Below are 15637 nucleotides of genomic sequence, written 5' to 3' on the forward strand. Positions count from 1 at the left end.
TTCAGGGGTTTTGGATGCAATGGATACCAAAAGATGGGGGTTTGGTGAAATTGTGATTTGGGGAACGGTTGTGAATGCCGAGAGCCGAGGGCACAGGGCCGAGGGCAATGGAAAGCTCTGGCATCAGCAATACAGGGCGAAGCATGCCTCGCCCCTACAATTTCCCTTGACCATCTCTGCCACGTATCACACGATGCTCTCGGCTCTCGGCTCTCGGCTCTCGGCTCTCGGCTCTCGGCTCTCGGCTCTCGGCTCTCGGCTCTCGGCTCTCGGCTCTCGGCTCTGGTCAAATCCAGCCGCTCCAGACCCCGATGCATCCAAATCCAGATCCTGTGCAAATAAGCCTCCAAGACGAAACACCTTTGCTTCGCTGTGCCTGTTTCGCAAGGAGGACCCCATGAACCTAGGATTTCCAGAAATCATCATGATTCTCGTGCTGGCCCTGCTGGTCTTCGGGCCCAAGAAGCTCCCTGAACTGGGCAAAAGCCTCGGGCAGGGCATCCGTGAATTCAAGAAAGGGACGCGCAGTTTGCAGGACGACCTTTCGGATTCCCTGAAAGACCCCGAGCCTGCTCCAGAGAAAGTGAAAGCCAGCTGACATGCAGCCTGCGTCCATGCAGACGACCCCTTTCAAGGAAGCCCCGTTGCTGGACCACCTTGAAGAGTTGCGGCTGCGTTTGATTTACGGTCTGGGCTTCTGGACGGCCGGGTCGGCTCTGGCCTACACCTACCGCGATCAGCTGATGGAGGTGCTCAAAGGCCCTCTGAACGGACACATTCAGGCCGGACACAGCGTGGAAATCGTGACCCTTTCGGTCACGGAACCCCTCATCACAGCCCTGCAACTGTCTGCGTTTGGTGGTCTGGTGGTGGCCCTGCCTTTTCTGGTCTACCAGATCTGGGCTTTTGTGGCCCCCGGTCTGACCCATGAAGAACGCAAGTGGGGCGCACCGTTTGTGCTGGGTCTGGGGCTGTCTTTTGCTCTGGGCGTGTATTTTTGCTACAAGGTGATTTTGCCGGCTGCCCTGCCGTTTTTGCTGGGTTTTCTGGGAGGGATCACCAATCTGCTTTCCATTGGTCAGTACATCGGCCAGATGGTGACGTATCTGGCCACTTTTGGTCTGGTCTTCGAGTTGCCCCTGACCATTTTCCTGCTGACCAAAGTGGGTCTGGTGAACAGCCAGATGCTCTCTGGCATCCGCAAGTACGCCTTCATTGGTCTGACGGTGGTTTCGGCGATCATCACGCCCACCGCAGACCCTTTCAACCTCACGTTGATGGCAGTGCCCCTGTACCTGCTGTTCGAACTGGGGATTCTGTTCTCACGCATGGCAGAGAAAAAACCACGCACCATCAAACATTAAGGTCTGCCAGAGCATCCGATGCATCCAATCTGTTCTTTCATGCAAATGAACAGTTGAGGATCCAAACCACCTCAAAATTCAAGGTCCCATTTCTCTGGACGGAAGCCCACTTCCGGTCCTTCAGGAGGTCATTGTCATGAGCGAAAACAAAACCAACCGCCGTCAGTTTCTGGGAAGCCTCGGTCTCGTGGGTGCAGGAGCCATGCTTGGTTCTTGCGCTGTGGTGGCTGCGCCCAACAAGCCCAACATCGACATCGATGTGCTCAACTTCGCACTGAACCTCGAATACCTCGAAGCGGAGTTCTACCTCTGGGCTGCATTTGGCCGTGGTCTCAGTGCAGCCGACTCTGGTGGCGGACCTGCTTCTGTGGGGGGGCGCAAAGTGAACTTCACCGACGACCGGGTGCGCCAGTACGCCGAGGAAATCGCCATGGACGAAGAAGCCCACGTGCGTGCCCTGCGGGCCACCATCATCGCTCTGGGGGGCAAACCTGTGGCCCGTCCCAAAATCGACATCGGGGCAGCTTTCACGGCAGCTGCCAGTGCAGCCAGCAATGGAGCCATCAAGGATTTTGATGCTTACGCCAACGACCTGACCTTCATGCACGGGGCTTTCGTGTTCGAGGATGTGGGCGTGACCGCCTACAACGGCGCAGCCACCCTGATCACCGATCCCAAAATCCTGCAAGCTGCAGCCGGCATTCTGGCCGTGGAAGCCTACCACGCCGGAGAAGTGCGGACTTACCTGTACGCCAACAAGGACCAGATGGCTTACGGCCTGAAAGTCGAGCAAATCATCGCAGCCATTTCTGCCCTGCGTGGCAAAGTGGGCGGTGGCAAAGACGAAGGCATCACCAAAAACGGCAAGGCCAACATTGTGGCTGCTGATGAAAACGCCATTGCCTACGCACGCACCACCGCAGAAGTGTTGCGCATCGTGTACCTCGGGAATGTGGGCAAAGGTGGCTTCTACCCTGATGGTTTGAACGGCAACATCAAATGATGCCGAGGGCCCAGAGCCGAGGGCAAAGGGCCAAAGACTGACCTTCGGGCTTCAGGTTTTTTCTCCAGTCGGAAATGTCAAAGAGGAACCTCACAAGGGTTCCTCTGTTTCTGGTTTTTCATCGCTCCATCTTTTGCGAGCCATGAAATGCCTGTCCTTTTCTGCTCTGGGCCCTCGGCAATCTTTCAGATCAACGGCAATTCTTCAAGCTGGTCCTCAAACCTCTCGGGCTTGAAGTCCTGCTGGTCAAAGGCGATGTCTCCCTCTTCCACCACGGTGTCTCTGGTGAGGCCCAGGAAATCAAAGAGGTTGGGGTCCAGCAGGTGGCTGGCGCTCACATGGCTGAGGGCACGGAAGATGTTGTTCAAACGGCCCGGACTCTGGCGTTCCCAGCTTTCCAGCATTTCGCCAACAATGCGGCGTTGCAGGTTTTCCTGAGAACCACACAGGTTGCAGGGAATGATCGGAAATTCGCGTGCTCGGGCATAACGCTCGATGTCCCTTTCCGTGCAGTAGGCCAGAGGACGGATCACCACGTTCTGACCGTCGTCGGAGACCAGTTTGGGTGGCATGGCCTTCAGGCGGCTTCCAAAGAACATGTTCATGAAGAAGGTTTCGAGGATGTCGTCCCGGTGGTGACCCAGAGCGATTTTGTTGGCCCCGATTTCTTTGGCAAAGGTATAGATGGCCCCACGGCGCAACCTGGAGCACAGGCTGCACATGGTTTTGCCTTCGGGGATTTTTTCTTTGACCACACTGTAGGTGTCCTGTTCGAGGATGTGGTGGTCCACCCCGAGGTTTTTCAGGTACTCGGGCAGGATGTGGCTGGGAAAACCGGGCTGTTTCTGGTCGAGGTTCATGGCGACCAGTTTGAAGTCGATGGGGGCCCGTTTTTGCAGTTCCATCAGGGTGTCCAGCATGGTGTAGGAGTCTTTGCCTCCAGAGAGGCACACCAGCACGGTGTCTCCGTCATCGATCATGCCGTAGTCGGTGATGGCCTGCGCCACCTGTCTTTCCAGCTGCCGTTTCAGCCGGTAAAAATTGCCAGAGTGTTCTTTCTCGTGTGTGTCCTGCATGTCAACCTGACCCATTGTACGGGATAACAGGCTTCACGAAGGGAACACAATCACGGTCAATGCAAGTCTGTTCTCTGGCATGTCATTTGAGAAAGCGTTCAGCGGTCAGCCCTCAGCCTTCAGCGAAAAGTCCATCCAGAGGCTTGGGCTGTAGGGAACAGCAAGATAAAAAGATCAAATGTCAAATCCCCACTCAGGTTTTGCAATCTCAAAGGGTCAGAAGCAGATTTTTTTTCTGGCTGACCGCTGACGGCTGATTGCTGATGGCTCTCTCTGTTGACATCGCCCGAACAGCGACTTTGCGTTTAACTTGGAAATACAATCACCACTCTGGCCCCCCTCAGGGTGTTTTCCAGATGCAGTCTGGCCTGATGCAGTTCGCAGATGCTGCGAACCACCTTCATGCCGATGCCAAACCCTTCCATGCTGACCGTTTCGGTTTCGTGGTTGTCAATCAATTCCTGTGGGAAGCCCTGTCCCTGATCCTGCACGGTCAGGGTGTGCTCGGAAACCTTCACATGGATTTCGCCGTTCTGGGTGTAGCGGATGGCGTTGAACACCAGATTTTCCACCAATCGGCTCAGAGCGATGCTGTCTCCCTGTACGGTGGTGGGTGCCCCATCAAATTCCAGAGACAGGTTCTTCTTCAGGGCGAGGGGCACCATCCGGTCGATCACCGTTCCGGTCACCTCCCACAAATCCACCTGCTGAAATTCCACCTGACTGCCCTGCAAGCGGGTCAGGGTGAGCAGGTTCACCGCCAGTCGTTCCAGATGTTCGGTGTTGCGGTGGAGGGTGCGCAGGGCCGTTTCATACACCTGCAGGTCTCGGGGTTTGGACAGGGTGTATTCCAGTTCGGCTTTCAAGGCGGTCAGTGGGGTGCGCAGCTCATGGCTGGCGACCCGCAGAAATTCCAGTTCGGTTTTGCGGGTGCGTTGCAGGGTTTGCAGGCTTTCCGAAAGGGCTCTGGCCAGCATGCCCACCTCGTCTGGACGGCTGGTTTCCGGGATGGGCTCGGGGCGGTCCAGTTTCTGGATGCGGGTGGTCAGGTTGTGCAGGGGTTTCAGGTTCTGCCCGAGCACCCACCCGGACCCGAGTGCACCAATGAGGGACATCAACAGGGTCAGGGGCACGCTGATGATTGCATAGGATTGCAGGGTTTCCTGCAAAGACTTCAGGGGCCTGCCCACCACCACTTCAAATTCAGCGCTGCGGATCCGGTACATGTGCCACCCCCCGAGGTTGCTGAATCCAGCGGTGATCGCCTCGGGCATGGTGCGGAAGTCGCTTTCCCAGATGATGTGGCCGTTTTTCTCGATGCGGGCATCCACAAACTCTGAACCCGAGGCCAAGGTTTCCAGCACCACATTGGGGATGTTGCTGCCTTCATAGACTTTGGCGGAGTTCATGACCAGTTGGGACTGGTCGCGCAACTCCTGATTCATGTCCGAGAGGCGCACCTGATACAACACAATCCCGGACAGCAAGCTCAGGGTGCCCAGAGCCAGAAAAAGCACCCCTCCGACCCACAGGGAGAGGCGGGTTTGCAGGTTCACAGGACCTCCTCTTTAAACGGTGGGAAAACGGTAGCCCACACCACGCACCGTTTCGACGATGCCATCGCCCAGTTTGCGACGCAGGTTGCGCACATACACATCAATCACGTTGGTTTCGGCATCAAAAGACGAGTCCCACACGCGGTCCACAATTTCTTCTCGGGTGAAAAGCCGTCCCGGATGGCTGCTGAGCAGTTCCAGCAGACCCATTTCTTTGCCGGTCAGGTGCACTTCTTCGGTGCCTTTGAAGAAACGGCGGTTGGCCCAGTCAAACCGCAAATCCTGAAACACCGTTTCCTGAGGGGTCAGGGTTTTGCCGCGCCTCAAGATGGCCCGGATGCGAGCCGTCACCTCTTGCAAATGAAAAGGCTTGACCAGATAATCGTCCCCCCCGAGTTGCAGCCCGTGCAGTTTGTCTTGCAGGCTGTCTCTGGCGCTCAGGAACAGGATCGGAAAGCTGTGTTCTTCGGCCCGGATTTTGCGCACCAGTTCAAAGCCAGCGTCCGGTCCCTCTGGGAGGCGGATGTCTGCGATCATCACATCGAAAGGGTAAAGACCGATCAGGGTCTGGGCCGTGGTGGCATCGCGGGCTTCATCCACGGCATAGCCTTCTTCCCGCAGGTAACGGGCCAGAGGGGAACGGATGCGTTCATCGTCTTCCAGCAACAGCACTCGCATGGTGCCTCCTTAAGTCTTCAGTATCCCTGATCTTTTAAACCCAAAATGAAACCCTCTGGAGGGCTTCATTCTTCTGTCACCACTTCGCGGTACGGAAGAACCACATGCACGGTGGTGCCTTCTCCCACTCTGGACGCGAACCACACCCGTCCCTGATGGGCATCGATGATGGTCTTCACAATCGAGAGGCCCAGTCCGCTGCCCCCTTCATCCCGATTGCGGGACTCCTGAACCCGGTAGAAACGGTCAAACAGTTTGGTGAGGTGTTCTTCTGCGATGCCTGGACCGTTGTCCTGCACCATGAAATGCACCTCTTTGTTTTCCAGTTTGCCTTGCAGGATGATGCGGGTGGATCCGGCTTTCAGGGCGTTGCTGATCAGGTTGATCATCACCTGTTTCATGCGTGAAGGATCGGCCATGAAGGCAAATTCCTGTCCCTCCACCAGCAATTCTGCCTGCCCGAGGATCGGCTTCATTTCGCGTTGCAAGTCTTCCATGAAAGGCAGGGCCAGCATCGGTTGCAGGTTCATGTTGACGCTTCCTGCATCGGCACGGGCCAGCTCCAGAAGGCTCTGGATCAGGTGCGAGAGGCGCTCGGATTCGTTTTTGATGATGGTCAGGCTTTCGGTCTGCTGGGGGCTCGGGTTGGTGCGCCTCAGCAGGTAACCTGCATGTCCCCCAATGGCGGTGACGGGGGTGCGCAGTTCGTGGCTGGCATCGCTGGTGAAGCGCCTTTGCATCTCGAAAGATTTCTCCAGACGGGCAAGCGCTTCATTGATGGTGGAGGCCAGAGATTCCACTTCATCGTGGGTGTTGGGCACCGGAACCCTTGAACTGAGGTTCTTTTCGGTGATGGTTTCTGCTGCTGCCTGCACGTAACGCAACGGCTTGAGTGCCCGTGCAGAAACCCCATAAATGGTGAAACCCATGCCAACAATGGCCAGCAGGGTCACAAAAAACAGCACGGTTTTCAGGGCCCGGAACACATCCTGAATTTCGGTGGTGTCCCGGGCGAGGTGCAAGATGCCCTGATAGATCGGAAAGTTGGGATTGGAGATCTGCACCATCACCGAAATCACTTCCAGATGACGGTTCTCCTTGTTGACGTTTTTGATTTCCAGACTGGTGAACACCACTTCATTGTTCTGACCTGCCCGGACCATGCGGGAATAGTCTGGGGGTTGGAATTCCAGGCTGTTGAGGCCATCTCCCAGCAGGGTGACCAGACTGGTGCTGTGTTCGATGTGTTGAGGAATCAGGTCTTTGCCCTGCAAGGTGAGCAAATTGGTGTCCGGATAAAGCAAATAAGAATCCAACTGTCCATAGAGATCAGGAAACAACTCCCATGGAATTCTGTTTCCAATGGCATAGGTTTCGGTGTTTCTCTGGATGGACACCAGCTGGTTGACCCCCCTTTTCAAATCGTTCTGGATGTTGGTTTCAATGATGCGGGTCATGACGGTGAACACCATCACCATGATGAAACTCAGGATCAAGCCCATTGCGGTGGTGTAAAGCAGGGTGAGTCGCCAGCGTAAAGTCATTCTGAATCCAGTTTAGGGGTTTTGATGAGGGAAGGGACATCGAATGGCTGAGAAAGGGCAGAAGGCAGAAAGGCCGAGGGCAGAGGGCCCAGAGCCGAGGGCAAAAAGGCTTTGGCTGAAGCGATGCAGGGCGAGTCACGCCTCGCCCCTACAATTCCCTTAACAAACTTCTTGCACGTATTGCAGGGATGCTCTGGGCCCTCTGCAAAGAAAAAGCGCCCCGAAGGACGCCTGAATGTTCTCTGTTTGCTTATTCTTCGCGCAGCACGTAGCCTACGCCACGCACGGTGTGGATCAGGCGGCGTTCTCCGCCTTCTTCCAGTTTGCGACGCAGGTAGCCGATGTACACGTCCACGACGTTGCTGCCACCGGTGTACTCGGGCCAGACTTTCTCTTCGATTTCAAAACGGGAGAAGACTTTGCCAGGGTTGCGGGCCAGCAGTTCGAGCAATTCGAATTCTTTGGCAGAAAGCTCAACGCGGCGGCCTCCACGGAAGATTTCACGTCCGTCAAGGTTCATCACCAGGTCGGCCACACGCACTTCGCCGGTCACAGCGGGGTTCACGCGGCGCAGGTGGGCACGCACCCGAGCGAGCAATTCTTCAATGGAGAAGGGTTTGATCAGGTAATCGTCTGCGCCGGCATCCAGCCCTTCCACCTTGTCCTGAATGCTGTCTTTGGCGGTCAGGATCAGGATGGGAGTGTTGCTGGTTTTGCGGATGCGGCGGGCCACTTCGAGACCGTCCAGCACGGGGAGCATCAGGTCAAGGATCACCAGGTCGGGGTTGACTTCACGGAATTTGGACAGCCCGGTCACTCCGTCGAAGGCGACTTCGGTGGCGTAACCCTCTGCGGCGAGCTCAAGTTCAATGAAGCGTGCGATGTCTTTTTCGTCTTCGATCACGAGGACCAGGGGTTTGCGTTCCATGAGTTCAGTATAGGGTGGCACTCATGAGAACGCGAGTCCCAATTCTAAAATTTCTTTCATTTATGAGAACTTTTCAGGGGTTGTGAAGCAAAGTTAAAGATGGGTTTAATTTCGCTGAAAGGCCCAGAGACCTTCTCACACCCAGTGGAACTGGTAAACGTTCTCGCGGGCAAAATCTTTCAGGGAAGCCCCATCAAATTCTGAGAACACCGCTTCAGGTGGAGAGCCCTGATAGGTGCGTTCACACACCAGGGTCATGTCCGGTTCGGCTCTGGAGCACAACCTCCGGCTCATGTTCACCGGAAGCCCATACACCGCCAGAGTCACCCCGGCATTCAGTGAGAGCACCTCTCCGGTGGCCACCCCGATGCGCAGTTGCAGATGTGCGCCAACCCTCTGGGCTGCGCCAATTTCGTGGATGCGTTTGTGGCATTCCTGTGCAAGCCTGAGGGCACTTTCGACTTTGTTTCCATCAAAGAGGCAGACCAGAGCGTCCCCCTGATGTTGCAGCACCCGGCCTCCAAACAGGGCCACCCTGAGGTACCCCACTTGCAGGACTTCACTCATGAGTTCACCGTACTGTTCCAGCGTCATGCGCTGGGCCAGAGCCGTGGAGCCCACCAGATCCATGAAGACCACCGTGACAAATTGTTTGGTTGGGGTGCTGATGCTCATTTCACCAGGTAAAAGCCGTGGGTGGGAGGACGGGTTTCAAAGCGAATCCAGTCTCCGGGTTTCAGGTCTGGTTGTTCGTGGTCGAGCAGGCCGCACACCAGAGGCATTTTGGCCTGCACAATCAGGAAGCCTTTTTCGGTGCGGGTGATTTTGCCCACCCCTTCCAGAGCGGAAATCTGGGTGACCACCAGAGATTCTTCCTGAATTTCGCTCGGGCTGAAGGTTTTCAGGACCGGGTGCACGATCACGCGTGCAGGACCGGGTTTGGCGGTGTAAGGGCCGGTGCGGTCGAACAGGTAGACCACCTGTCCAGCCGCCACAAATTCGAGCAACACGCTTCCTTCCGGTTGCGGATACAGGTTGCCAGAGGCAGCATCTGTGCGGAAACGTTCGATGAATTCTTCGATGGAGTTCTCCAGTACCACTCCAAACAGTGTACACGCATTTGCAGGGTGTGGATTTGAAATGCCCGGGTCTGCTTCAAAAAACCGTCCAAAAAACATATCAAGACCATATCATTATGTTTATAACAGATCAAGTTGTCACTTGTGCTCGCATCTTCAGCAGCTATCATCCAGCCCTCGGGGGGATTTAATAGAGTAAGGGGATGAGGCGGATTGTGGCAGGACCGGCAGGCAGTGGAAAAACCACCGCCCTGCTCCAGCACGCATGGAAACAGTCCAAAGAGGGGGTCACCCTCTGCTGTTTGCCGCACCAGAGGCAAGACCTCCTGAAACGTCTGGCAGCCCAGCCCACCCTGAACGTCCGCATCACCGACCTGCAAACCCTGACCTATGAAATTCTGGAACAGGGGGGCAACGACAGAACCTTCCTGAGCATTCCCGGCAAAGTGGCCCTGATGGGACGCCTGCTCATGGCAGACCGCAAAGATTACCCTACCCCCGGCGAAGCTGCCCTGTACTCCAACGCCATTGCAGACCTGAAACGTCAGGGCATGACCAGCAAAATGGACGCCCGGAAAATGGGCGCTCAGGGCAAACACCTGCTTGCACTGCTCCGACGCTATCAGGAAGAGTTGAAGACCCGCCACCTGATGGACCTCGATGATGCCAGAGACCGGGCCAGCGAACTGCTGGAAGGGGGCCTGAAATGGTCCATCAGGCCCCAGCACCTTTTGATTGATGGGTACAGCGAATTCAACCCTTCAGAGCTTCGCCTGATCCGTGCCCTGTCCATGACCTCCAGAAGCCTTTTGGTCACCCTTCCTGTGTCGGCCCCATTTCCGTACCAGACCCGCCTGAACGAAAAAGAAGTGGAAAGTCAGGCCCAGTACCTGCAAGCCTCGGTGCAAAAACTCTCTTACCGCAACCTGCCCATGTTCACGGTGCACACCTGCCCCAACGTCACCCGTGAAGCCCGTCAGGTGGTTGCGCAGGTGAAAGAAGCCCTGCTGGGCGGAATGGACGCCAGCGAAATGGCCATCCTGATTCCCAGAGAAGGGGCCGCCGCACACCTGCTGAAACTCGGGGAAGAGGCCCGCATCCCCCTCATTGACGAAAATCCGGGCAATCCCATGGAGACTTTTCATGGGCGCAAACTCATGACCCTGCTCTCCACCCGGCGCAGAAATTACCCCACCCGCGACCTTTTTGACCTCTCGATGTATTACGAGGGGTTGCAGCAGGTCGCAGAGGCGCTCGAAGCCAGAGGCCTCAACGGCATCCACGCCCACCTGCTCGAAGGGGTGGACCGCTCCTCCCTGTCCCTGTTGATGCTGGAAACCGCACCCTCTGGCAGCAGTGAAAAAGAATGGCTCAACTGGGTCGAGACCCTCCTGAACCGCATCAAGTACCCCGAGACCAGCCGAGACCCCATCCGCCTGATGGCCCGTGAGGTCTTCGAGCTGATTCCCTCAGAAGTGCAGAAACACAGCGTGCTGGAAGACTGGCTCATGGCCCTGTTGCCGTCCATCAGCCTGACCAGAGAGCGTCAGGAAGGGGTGCGGGTGCTGACCCCCGAGCAGATCACTGGAAGGCGTTTCCAGCGCCTGTGGATCATGAACGTGACCGAGCACCAATACCTGCTGGAAGAAAAAGAAGATTTCTTTTTCACCGAAGAAGAACGGGTCAAACTCGGGCTGCCGCGCAGCATGAAAGGCATCGCCGAAAGCCTGTTCTACGAGGTCATCACCCGGGCTTCCCACGTCACCCTCAGTTACGCCAGTGCAGACCGCGACGGGGTGCAAAGGCCCCACCGACTGCTGGCCCAGATGGGAAGCGCGACCACCCCTCCCGTCAAACCGATGAGCCCTCTGGAATATGCCCTCTCGACCCGGGACATCAAAATCAGCACCCCGGATTGGTGGAACCATGTCCCACCGATTCAGGAAAAAAGGGTTTGGATGCTGGCCCGTTACCTGCCCTGCAAGCTGCGCGGATATTTGAGCACCCACACCGAAAAAACCTCTGGGGGCCTGTTCAGCCATCAGGACCGCACCCGCATGGAACGCCTGCTTCGGCAAGCTGCATGGGAAGCCCAACCCGAGCCGGTCCTTGAAGGGGTGTACTCCGATCACTTCCGTGAACAGGTCTCACGGCACCTCAAAGACAACTTGCCCCCCAAGCCCGATTTGCCCAACCTGAAGGTCTACCAATCCTTCAAGCTCGATGGCCTGTCGTTCCGGCCCCACGCTTACCAGCTGTTCAAAGACACCCGCAAAGCCAACCTGTACGTGGTGACCCAGGAACCAGACATCCGCAACCTCCTGAAAAACCAACCCGAGCACCTCTGGGCGTACATGGCCCTCAAAGAAGCTGACTGGGACACTGAACTGTACACCTGGGACCTGTACGCCAAACCCAAACGCCGCACGGTCTTTGACAACCAGATGCGCGACGCATGGAAACAATTTCAGGACCTGCAAACCCACCTCGGGCAGGGAGATGTGACCCCCAGTGCAGGGTTCCACTGCTGGGACTGCACCTTCAAACAGGTGTGCAGGCTCGGGTGAACTTCAAGTTCGGCGCAAAGTCTCCAGTTTGACGTGTCACTTGAGAGAGCCGTCAGCCATCAGCGGTCAGCAATCAGCCAGAAGGAACGTTTTCTTGCTGCCTTTTGAGCTTAAATTTGAGTGGATTTGATCTTGCGTCTTGGTGTCTTGCTGTTCTCTACAACAAGAGCTTATGGATGAGCTTTTCGCTGAGGGCTGACCGCTGATCGCTTTTTTCCAGACATGCCAGAGGTCAGACTTTGTGCTGACCTTCACTGCTACCGAATGATGACATCCAGAACGGTGCCTGCCAGCATGGTCAGGGCCAGCCAACTGTTGGCATCAAAAAACGCGATGTTCACTTTGGTCAGGTCTTTGGGATTGATGATGCGGTGCTCGTAAAACAAAATGCCCCCCATGATCACCGCAGCCAGATAAAACGCCCAACTGGTCCCAATCACGTAACCCGAGTAAATCAACAGGGCAAAGGTCAGAAAGTGCGACCACGCTGCAATTTTCAGGGCCGTGGGAATGCCGAAACGGGCCGGAATGCTCTGGACGTTGTTTTGGCGGTCAAAATCGTGGTCTTGCGTGGCGTAAATCACATCCAGGCCGATCATCCAGAACACCACCACCATCCAGAGTGCAATGGCTCCCATGTCCCACGTTCCAGTGATGGCAATCCATCCCCCTGCTGCTGCAGCCCCATCCGTGATGCCGAGCCATGCGTGACAGAGCCATGTGAACCGCTTGGTGTAGGGGTAAAGGATCAGAAACACCACAGCAATGGGCAGCAGTTTGACGGCCAGAGGATTCAGTTGTGCTGCTGCAAACCACAACACCCCCAGAGAAACCACTGTCAGGACCACCGCTTGCAAGGGTTTGATTTTGCCTTTGGGAATCTCCCGGTTGGCCGTGCGGGGGTTTTTGGCATCGATGCTGGCATCGATCAGGCGGTTTGCCGCCATGGCAGCGGTTCTTGCCCCTGCCATGGCCAGCGTGATCCACAGAAACTCAAGCCAGGTGGGCCACCTGCCCTGACTCTGGGCGGCAAAGAACATGCCTGCGTAGGCAAAGGGAAGGGCAAAGATGGTGTGTTCGAACCGGACAAAGTCCAGGTAGGTTTTCAGTCGAGCTTGCACCTCACCAGAATAATGCATACAACCTTGGTAGACCGCAGTCTCTCTCATCAAAAAGGACTTGTTTGAGGCGGGCTCCTCGGGCAAGATGGGTGCTGGACAGGAAAATTGCATGAAAAAAACCTTACTGAAAATCTGGGATGCCATCAAAGAATTTGTGATTGTGATTGCCTTGACCACCTTCGTGGTGTCTTTTCCGGGGGTCAGTGGAAACAGCATGATGCCCACCCTGCGCACCGGAGAACGCATGGTCATCCCCAAATACGAAACTTGGATGCACCGCATGGGCATCGGAAGTTTCCAGAGGGGCGACATCGTGGTGTTCAAGCCCCCCGCTGATCACAAGGCCTCATGGCGGGCTTTTCCCACCGACCAGATGACCCTCTGGCATTTCATTCCTTACTACGTCAAACGGGTGGTGGCCGTGTCAGGAGACACCGTCCGCATCGAAGAAGGCCGTGTCTACGTGAACAACAAGGAAGTGGATTTCCAGACCATCGAAAATTACTGGCAAGCACAGGGATGCTGGGACAACAGCCCGGAGTCCATCACCGCCAACTTCATCCGCGCAGATGCAGAAAAACAACTGGTCAAAAAGACCTTCAAAGTGCCAGAGGGCGAATACTTCCTGATGGGCGACAACCGTTCCGAATACGGCAGCTCTGACTCCCGTGCTTTTGGATCAGTGCCTCTGGACCGCATTGCAGGTCGGGTGGGGTACATTGTTTTCCCATTCTGGCGCAAAACCAACGCTTCAGGCGGATGTGACGATCAACTTGTCAACCTCTCGGGTGGGCTGGAATTGAACTTGCGTCAACCCTGAATCAAGACCGCTTTTCTTTGTTTTGCTGGTCCAGATGGTAGACCACCGCATGGTGCAAAAGCTGCTGGCTGTCCCTCAGCCCGAGTTTCTGCTGGATGTGCCTGCGGTGGGTGTAGAGGGTTTTTTCGTCCATGGAGAGGCGATCACAAATTTCCTGATTGCCCAGTCCCAGACCGATCAGCAAAAACACCTCCTGCTCTCTGGGGCTCATCCGGTCCGGTTTGCGGGTGTCGGTGGGCATGACCAGCACCCCCAGCATGGCCTGTTTCAACTCCTCTGGTGAGGCGTTTTTGCTCAGGAAGGCATGTGCTCCAGAGTTCATGGCTTTCTTGCGAAAGGCCGGGGTGTCAAACGCCGTCAGCACCGTGACCCTTGCATGCTGGGTGGCCTCTGGCAAAAATTCCAGACCGTTGCCATCGGGCAGGCTGACATCCAGCAGGATGTGGTCCGCCTGATCCAGCAAGCTGCGGGCCTCTTGCAGGGTGCTGGCCTCCAGAATCCGCGCTTCAGGAAAACTGTCCAACACGAGGCCCCTGAGCCCCGAGCGCACCAATGCATGGTCTTCAATCAGCAGCACCGTAAAACCTTCGTTCACTTCCACCACAATTTCAGCTCCGTTCCCTTTTCCAGAGGTTTGAGGCTCAAATTCCCTCCACGAAAACGCATCTGGGTCTGGCAGAGTTTCAGGCCCAATCCCAACTGCACTTCACCCTGCAAGCCCACCCCATCGTCCTGAATGGTCAGGGAGCCCCTCTGGTACTGCACCCACACCCGATGGGCCTTGCCATGCTTGCTGGAATTCAACAATGCATGCTCAATCAGACGGTAAATCTCCAGTTGATCCGCAGGGGCCACCTGCTCCAATCCTTGCTGCTCCAGTTGCAAACCCAACCCTTCGGCCCGCTCTTCCACAGCGGTTTCCAGCCCCAGAATCTCCACCGCCGGAGGCGCAATGCTCTGAATGCCCTCCCTGAGGGTCTGAATGGCTTCCTGCAGAGCCTGCATTCCGGTTTCCTGTTCCCCTCGGGCCAGAGCCATCCGGCTACCAATCAGGTCTTGCAGCACATGGTCGTGCAACTCACGGGCAATCCGCACCCGTTCCTGTTCTTGCAGCACGGTGATCTGGCTTTCCAGTTCCAGCAAGGTGTTGATCTGCCGGATCGCCTGATCCAGCTCTGGATCCCCCACCGGGGCCAACGGAGAACTCAGGTCCCCGAGGCGGGTTTCCAGCCGTTCCAGAGGGGCTTGTGCTTTCCTGAGCAGCACGTAAGTGGCCATCGAGCCGCACAGGGCAGCCAGGCTGGCCAGCAAGGTGTCCATCAGGGTGTGGTGGGCCTCGTAATACTGCCCGATCCCTGGCAGGTTGTGGGCCATCCAGCGAAAAAGCGGCACCAGACCCAGCGCTGCAAAAGCCGCCAGCAAAGCCAGAATCCGGTAATCCGCCCGTCTCATCAGGTCATTTTACCCCCTGCCTTTTGCGGACATTCAAGGCCATGCTCTGGGGGCCAGGGTAAACGCAAAGTCTGAAGTTTGACAGATCACTTGAGAAAGCGGTCAGCTGTCAGCCATCAGCGTTCAGTGAAAAGCGGATCCAGAGGCTTTTGCTTTCGACAGCAGCAAGACCCAAAGGCCAAGCCCCATCAGGTTTGGCAAGCTCAACCGACTGGAAGAAGACTTTCCTTCTGGCTGACGGCTCTTTCTGTTTGCATCGCCCGAACAGCGACTTTGCGGCTACCCTGCTTTGGGGGCAGTGCAAAGTTTGACCTCTGGCATGTCACTTGAGAAAGCGTTCAGCGATCAGCCGTCAGCGTTCAGCAAAAAGCTCACCCAGAGGCTTTGGCTTTTGGAAGCATTCAGACCCCAAGACGCAAAATGAAAGCCACTCAAATTTGAAGCTCAAA

The 15637-nt window shown here is 56.2% G+C and carries 15 protein-coding genes; 5 read left to right on the plus strand and 10 right to left on the minus strand.

Translation table 11 applies throughout. The features are described 5' to 3' along the window. Positions 1-397 precede the first annotated feature (397 nt). The 3 genes from Q371_RS21935 to Q371_RS21945 all read left to right on the plus strand — a co-directional run bounded on the left by Q371_RS21935 (position 398) and on the right by Q371_RS21945 (position 2367). Positions 398-598 (plus strand): twin-arginine translocase TatA/TatE family subunit, encoded by a 201-nt coding sequence (locus tag Q371_RS21935; RefSeq protein ID WP_034344698.1) that lies wholly within the window; start codon positions 398-400, stop codon positions 596-598. A 16-nt stretch (positions 599-614) separates the two neighbouring features. Further along, entirely contained in the window at positions 615-1364 is a 750-nt protein-coding gene (gene tatC / locus Q371_RS21940; RefSeq protein WP_034344722.1) for a twin-arginine translocase subunit TatC, read from the plus strand. Positions 1365-1500: 136 nt separating this feature from the next. Beyond that, positions 1501-2367, plus strand: a complete 867-nt coding sequence (locus tag Q371_RS21945) for a ferritin-like domain-containing protein (protein ID WP_034344700.1) — start codon at positions 1501-1503, stop codon at positions 2365-2367. A gap of 185 nt (positions 2368-2552) precedes the next feature. On the opposite strand, the gene ttcA is transcribed toward Q371_RS21945, so the two are convergent. The 7 genes from ttcA to Q371_RS21980 all read right to left on the minus strand — a co-directional run bounded on the left by ttcA (position 2553) and on the right by Q371_RS21980 (position 9249). Beyond that, entirely contained in the window at positions 2553-3443 is an 891-nt protein-coding gene (gene ttcA, locus Q371_RS21950) for a tRNA 2-thiocytidine(32) synthetase TtcA (RefSeq protein WP_051965046.1), read from the minus strand. Positions 3444-3748: 305 nt separating this feature from the next. Beyond that, positions 3749-4999, minus strand: a complete 1251-nt coding sequence (locus tag Q371_RS21955; RefSeq protein WP_034344703.1) for a HAMP domain-containing sensor histidine kinase — start codon at positions 4997-4999, stop codon at positions 3749-3751. A 12-nt stretch (positions 5000-5011) separates the two neighbouring features. Beyond that, positions 5012-5677, minus strand: coding sequence for a response regulator transcription factor (locus tag Q371_RS21960; protein WP_034344705.1), 666 nt, complete (start codon positions 5675-5677; stop codon positions 5012-5014). A gap of 65 nt (positions 5678-5742) precedes the next feature. After that, complete coding sequence (locus Q371_RS21965; protein WP_034344707.1) at positions 5743-7221, minus strand: sensor histidine kinase; 1479 nt, start codon at positions 7219-7221, stop codon at positions 5743-5745. A gap of 250 nt (positions 7222-7471) precedes the next feature. Next, positions 7472-8149, minus strand: a complete 678-nt coding sequence (locus Q371_RS21970) for a response regulator transcription factor (protein WP_034344709.1) — start codon at positions 8147-8149, stop codon at positions 7472-7474. A gap of 135 nt (positions 8150-8284) precedes the next feature. Then, complete coding sequence (locus Q371_RS21975) at positions 8285-8824, minus strand: adenylate/guanylate cyclase domain-containing protein (RefSeq protein ID WP_051965042.1); 540 nt, start codon at positions 8822-8824, stop codon at positions 8285-8287. Further along, positions 8821-9249 carry a hypothetical protein gene (locus Q371_RS21980; RefSeq protein ID WP_034344731.1) on the minus strand — a complete coding sequence of 143 codons (429 nt, stop codon included), beginning with the start codon at positions 9247-9249 and terminating at the stop codon, positions 8821-8823. Before Q371_RS21980 ends, Q371_RS21975 begins: the two co-directional genes overlap by 4 nt. Before the next feature lie 182 nt (positions 9250-9431). On the opposite strand from Q371_RS21980, the gene Q371_RS21985 reads away from it, so the two are divergent. Beyond that, positions 9432-11795 (plus strand): PD-(D/E)XK nuclease family protein, encoded by a 2364-nt coding sequence (locus tag Q371_RS21985; protein ID WP_034344712.1) that lies wholly within the window; start codon positions 9432-9434, stop codon positions 11793-11795. Between the two features lie 257 nt (positions 11796-12052). Here the strand turns inward: Q371_RS21985 and mqnP are convergent, their stop codons facing one another. Then, positions 12053-12934, minus strand: a complete 882-nt coding sequence (mqnP, locus tag Q371_RS21990; RefSeq protein WP_034344717.1) for a menaquinone biosynthesis prenyltransferase MqnP — start codon at positions 12932-12934, stop codon at positions 12053-12055. A gap of 91 nt (positions 12935-13025) precedes the next feature. Here mqnP and lepB point away from each other — a divergent pair, with 91 nt between their 5' ends. Further along, the gene (gene lepB / locus Q371_RS21995; RefSeq protein WP_051965043.1) at positions 13026-13736 is read left to right on the plus strand and encodes a signal peptidase I; all 711 of its coding nucleotides are present in this window, start codon (positions 13026-13028) and stop codon (positions 13734-13736) included. 1 nt (position 13737) lies between these two features. Here the strand turns inward: lepB and Q371_RS22000 are convergent, their stop codons facing one another. Together Q371_RS22000 and Q371_RS22005 are read right to left on the minus strand one after the other, a co-directional pair. Further along, positions 13738-14331: a response regulator transcription factor gene (locus tag Q371_RS22000; RefSeq protein ID WP_157442877.1), complete on the minus strand. Its 594-nt coding sequence runs from the start codon at positions 14329-14331 to the stop codon at positions 13738-13740. Continuing rightward, entirely contained in the window at positions 14328-15188 is an 861-nt protein-coding gene (locus tag Q371_RS22005; protein ID WP_034344720.1) for a sensor histidine kinase, read from the minus strand. Before Q371_RS22005 ends, Q371_RS22000 begins: the two co-directional genes overlap by 4 nt. Between the last annotated feature and the right edge of the window lie 449 nt (positions 15189-15637).

The sequence above is a fragment of the Deinococcus misasensis DSM 22328 genome, from assembly GCF_000745915.1.
Lineage (GTDB): Bacteria > Deinococcota > Deinococci > Deinococcales > Deinococcaceae > Deinococcus_C > Deinococcus_C misasensis.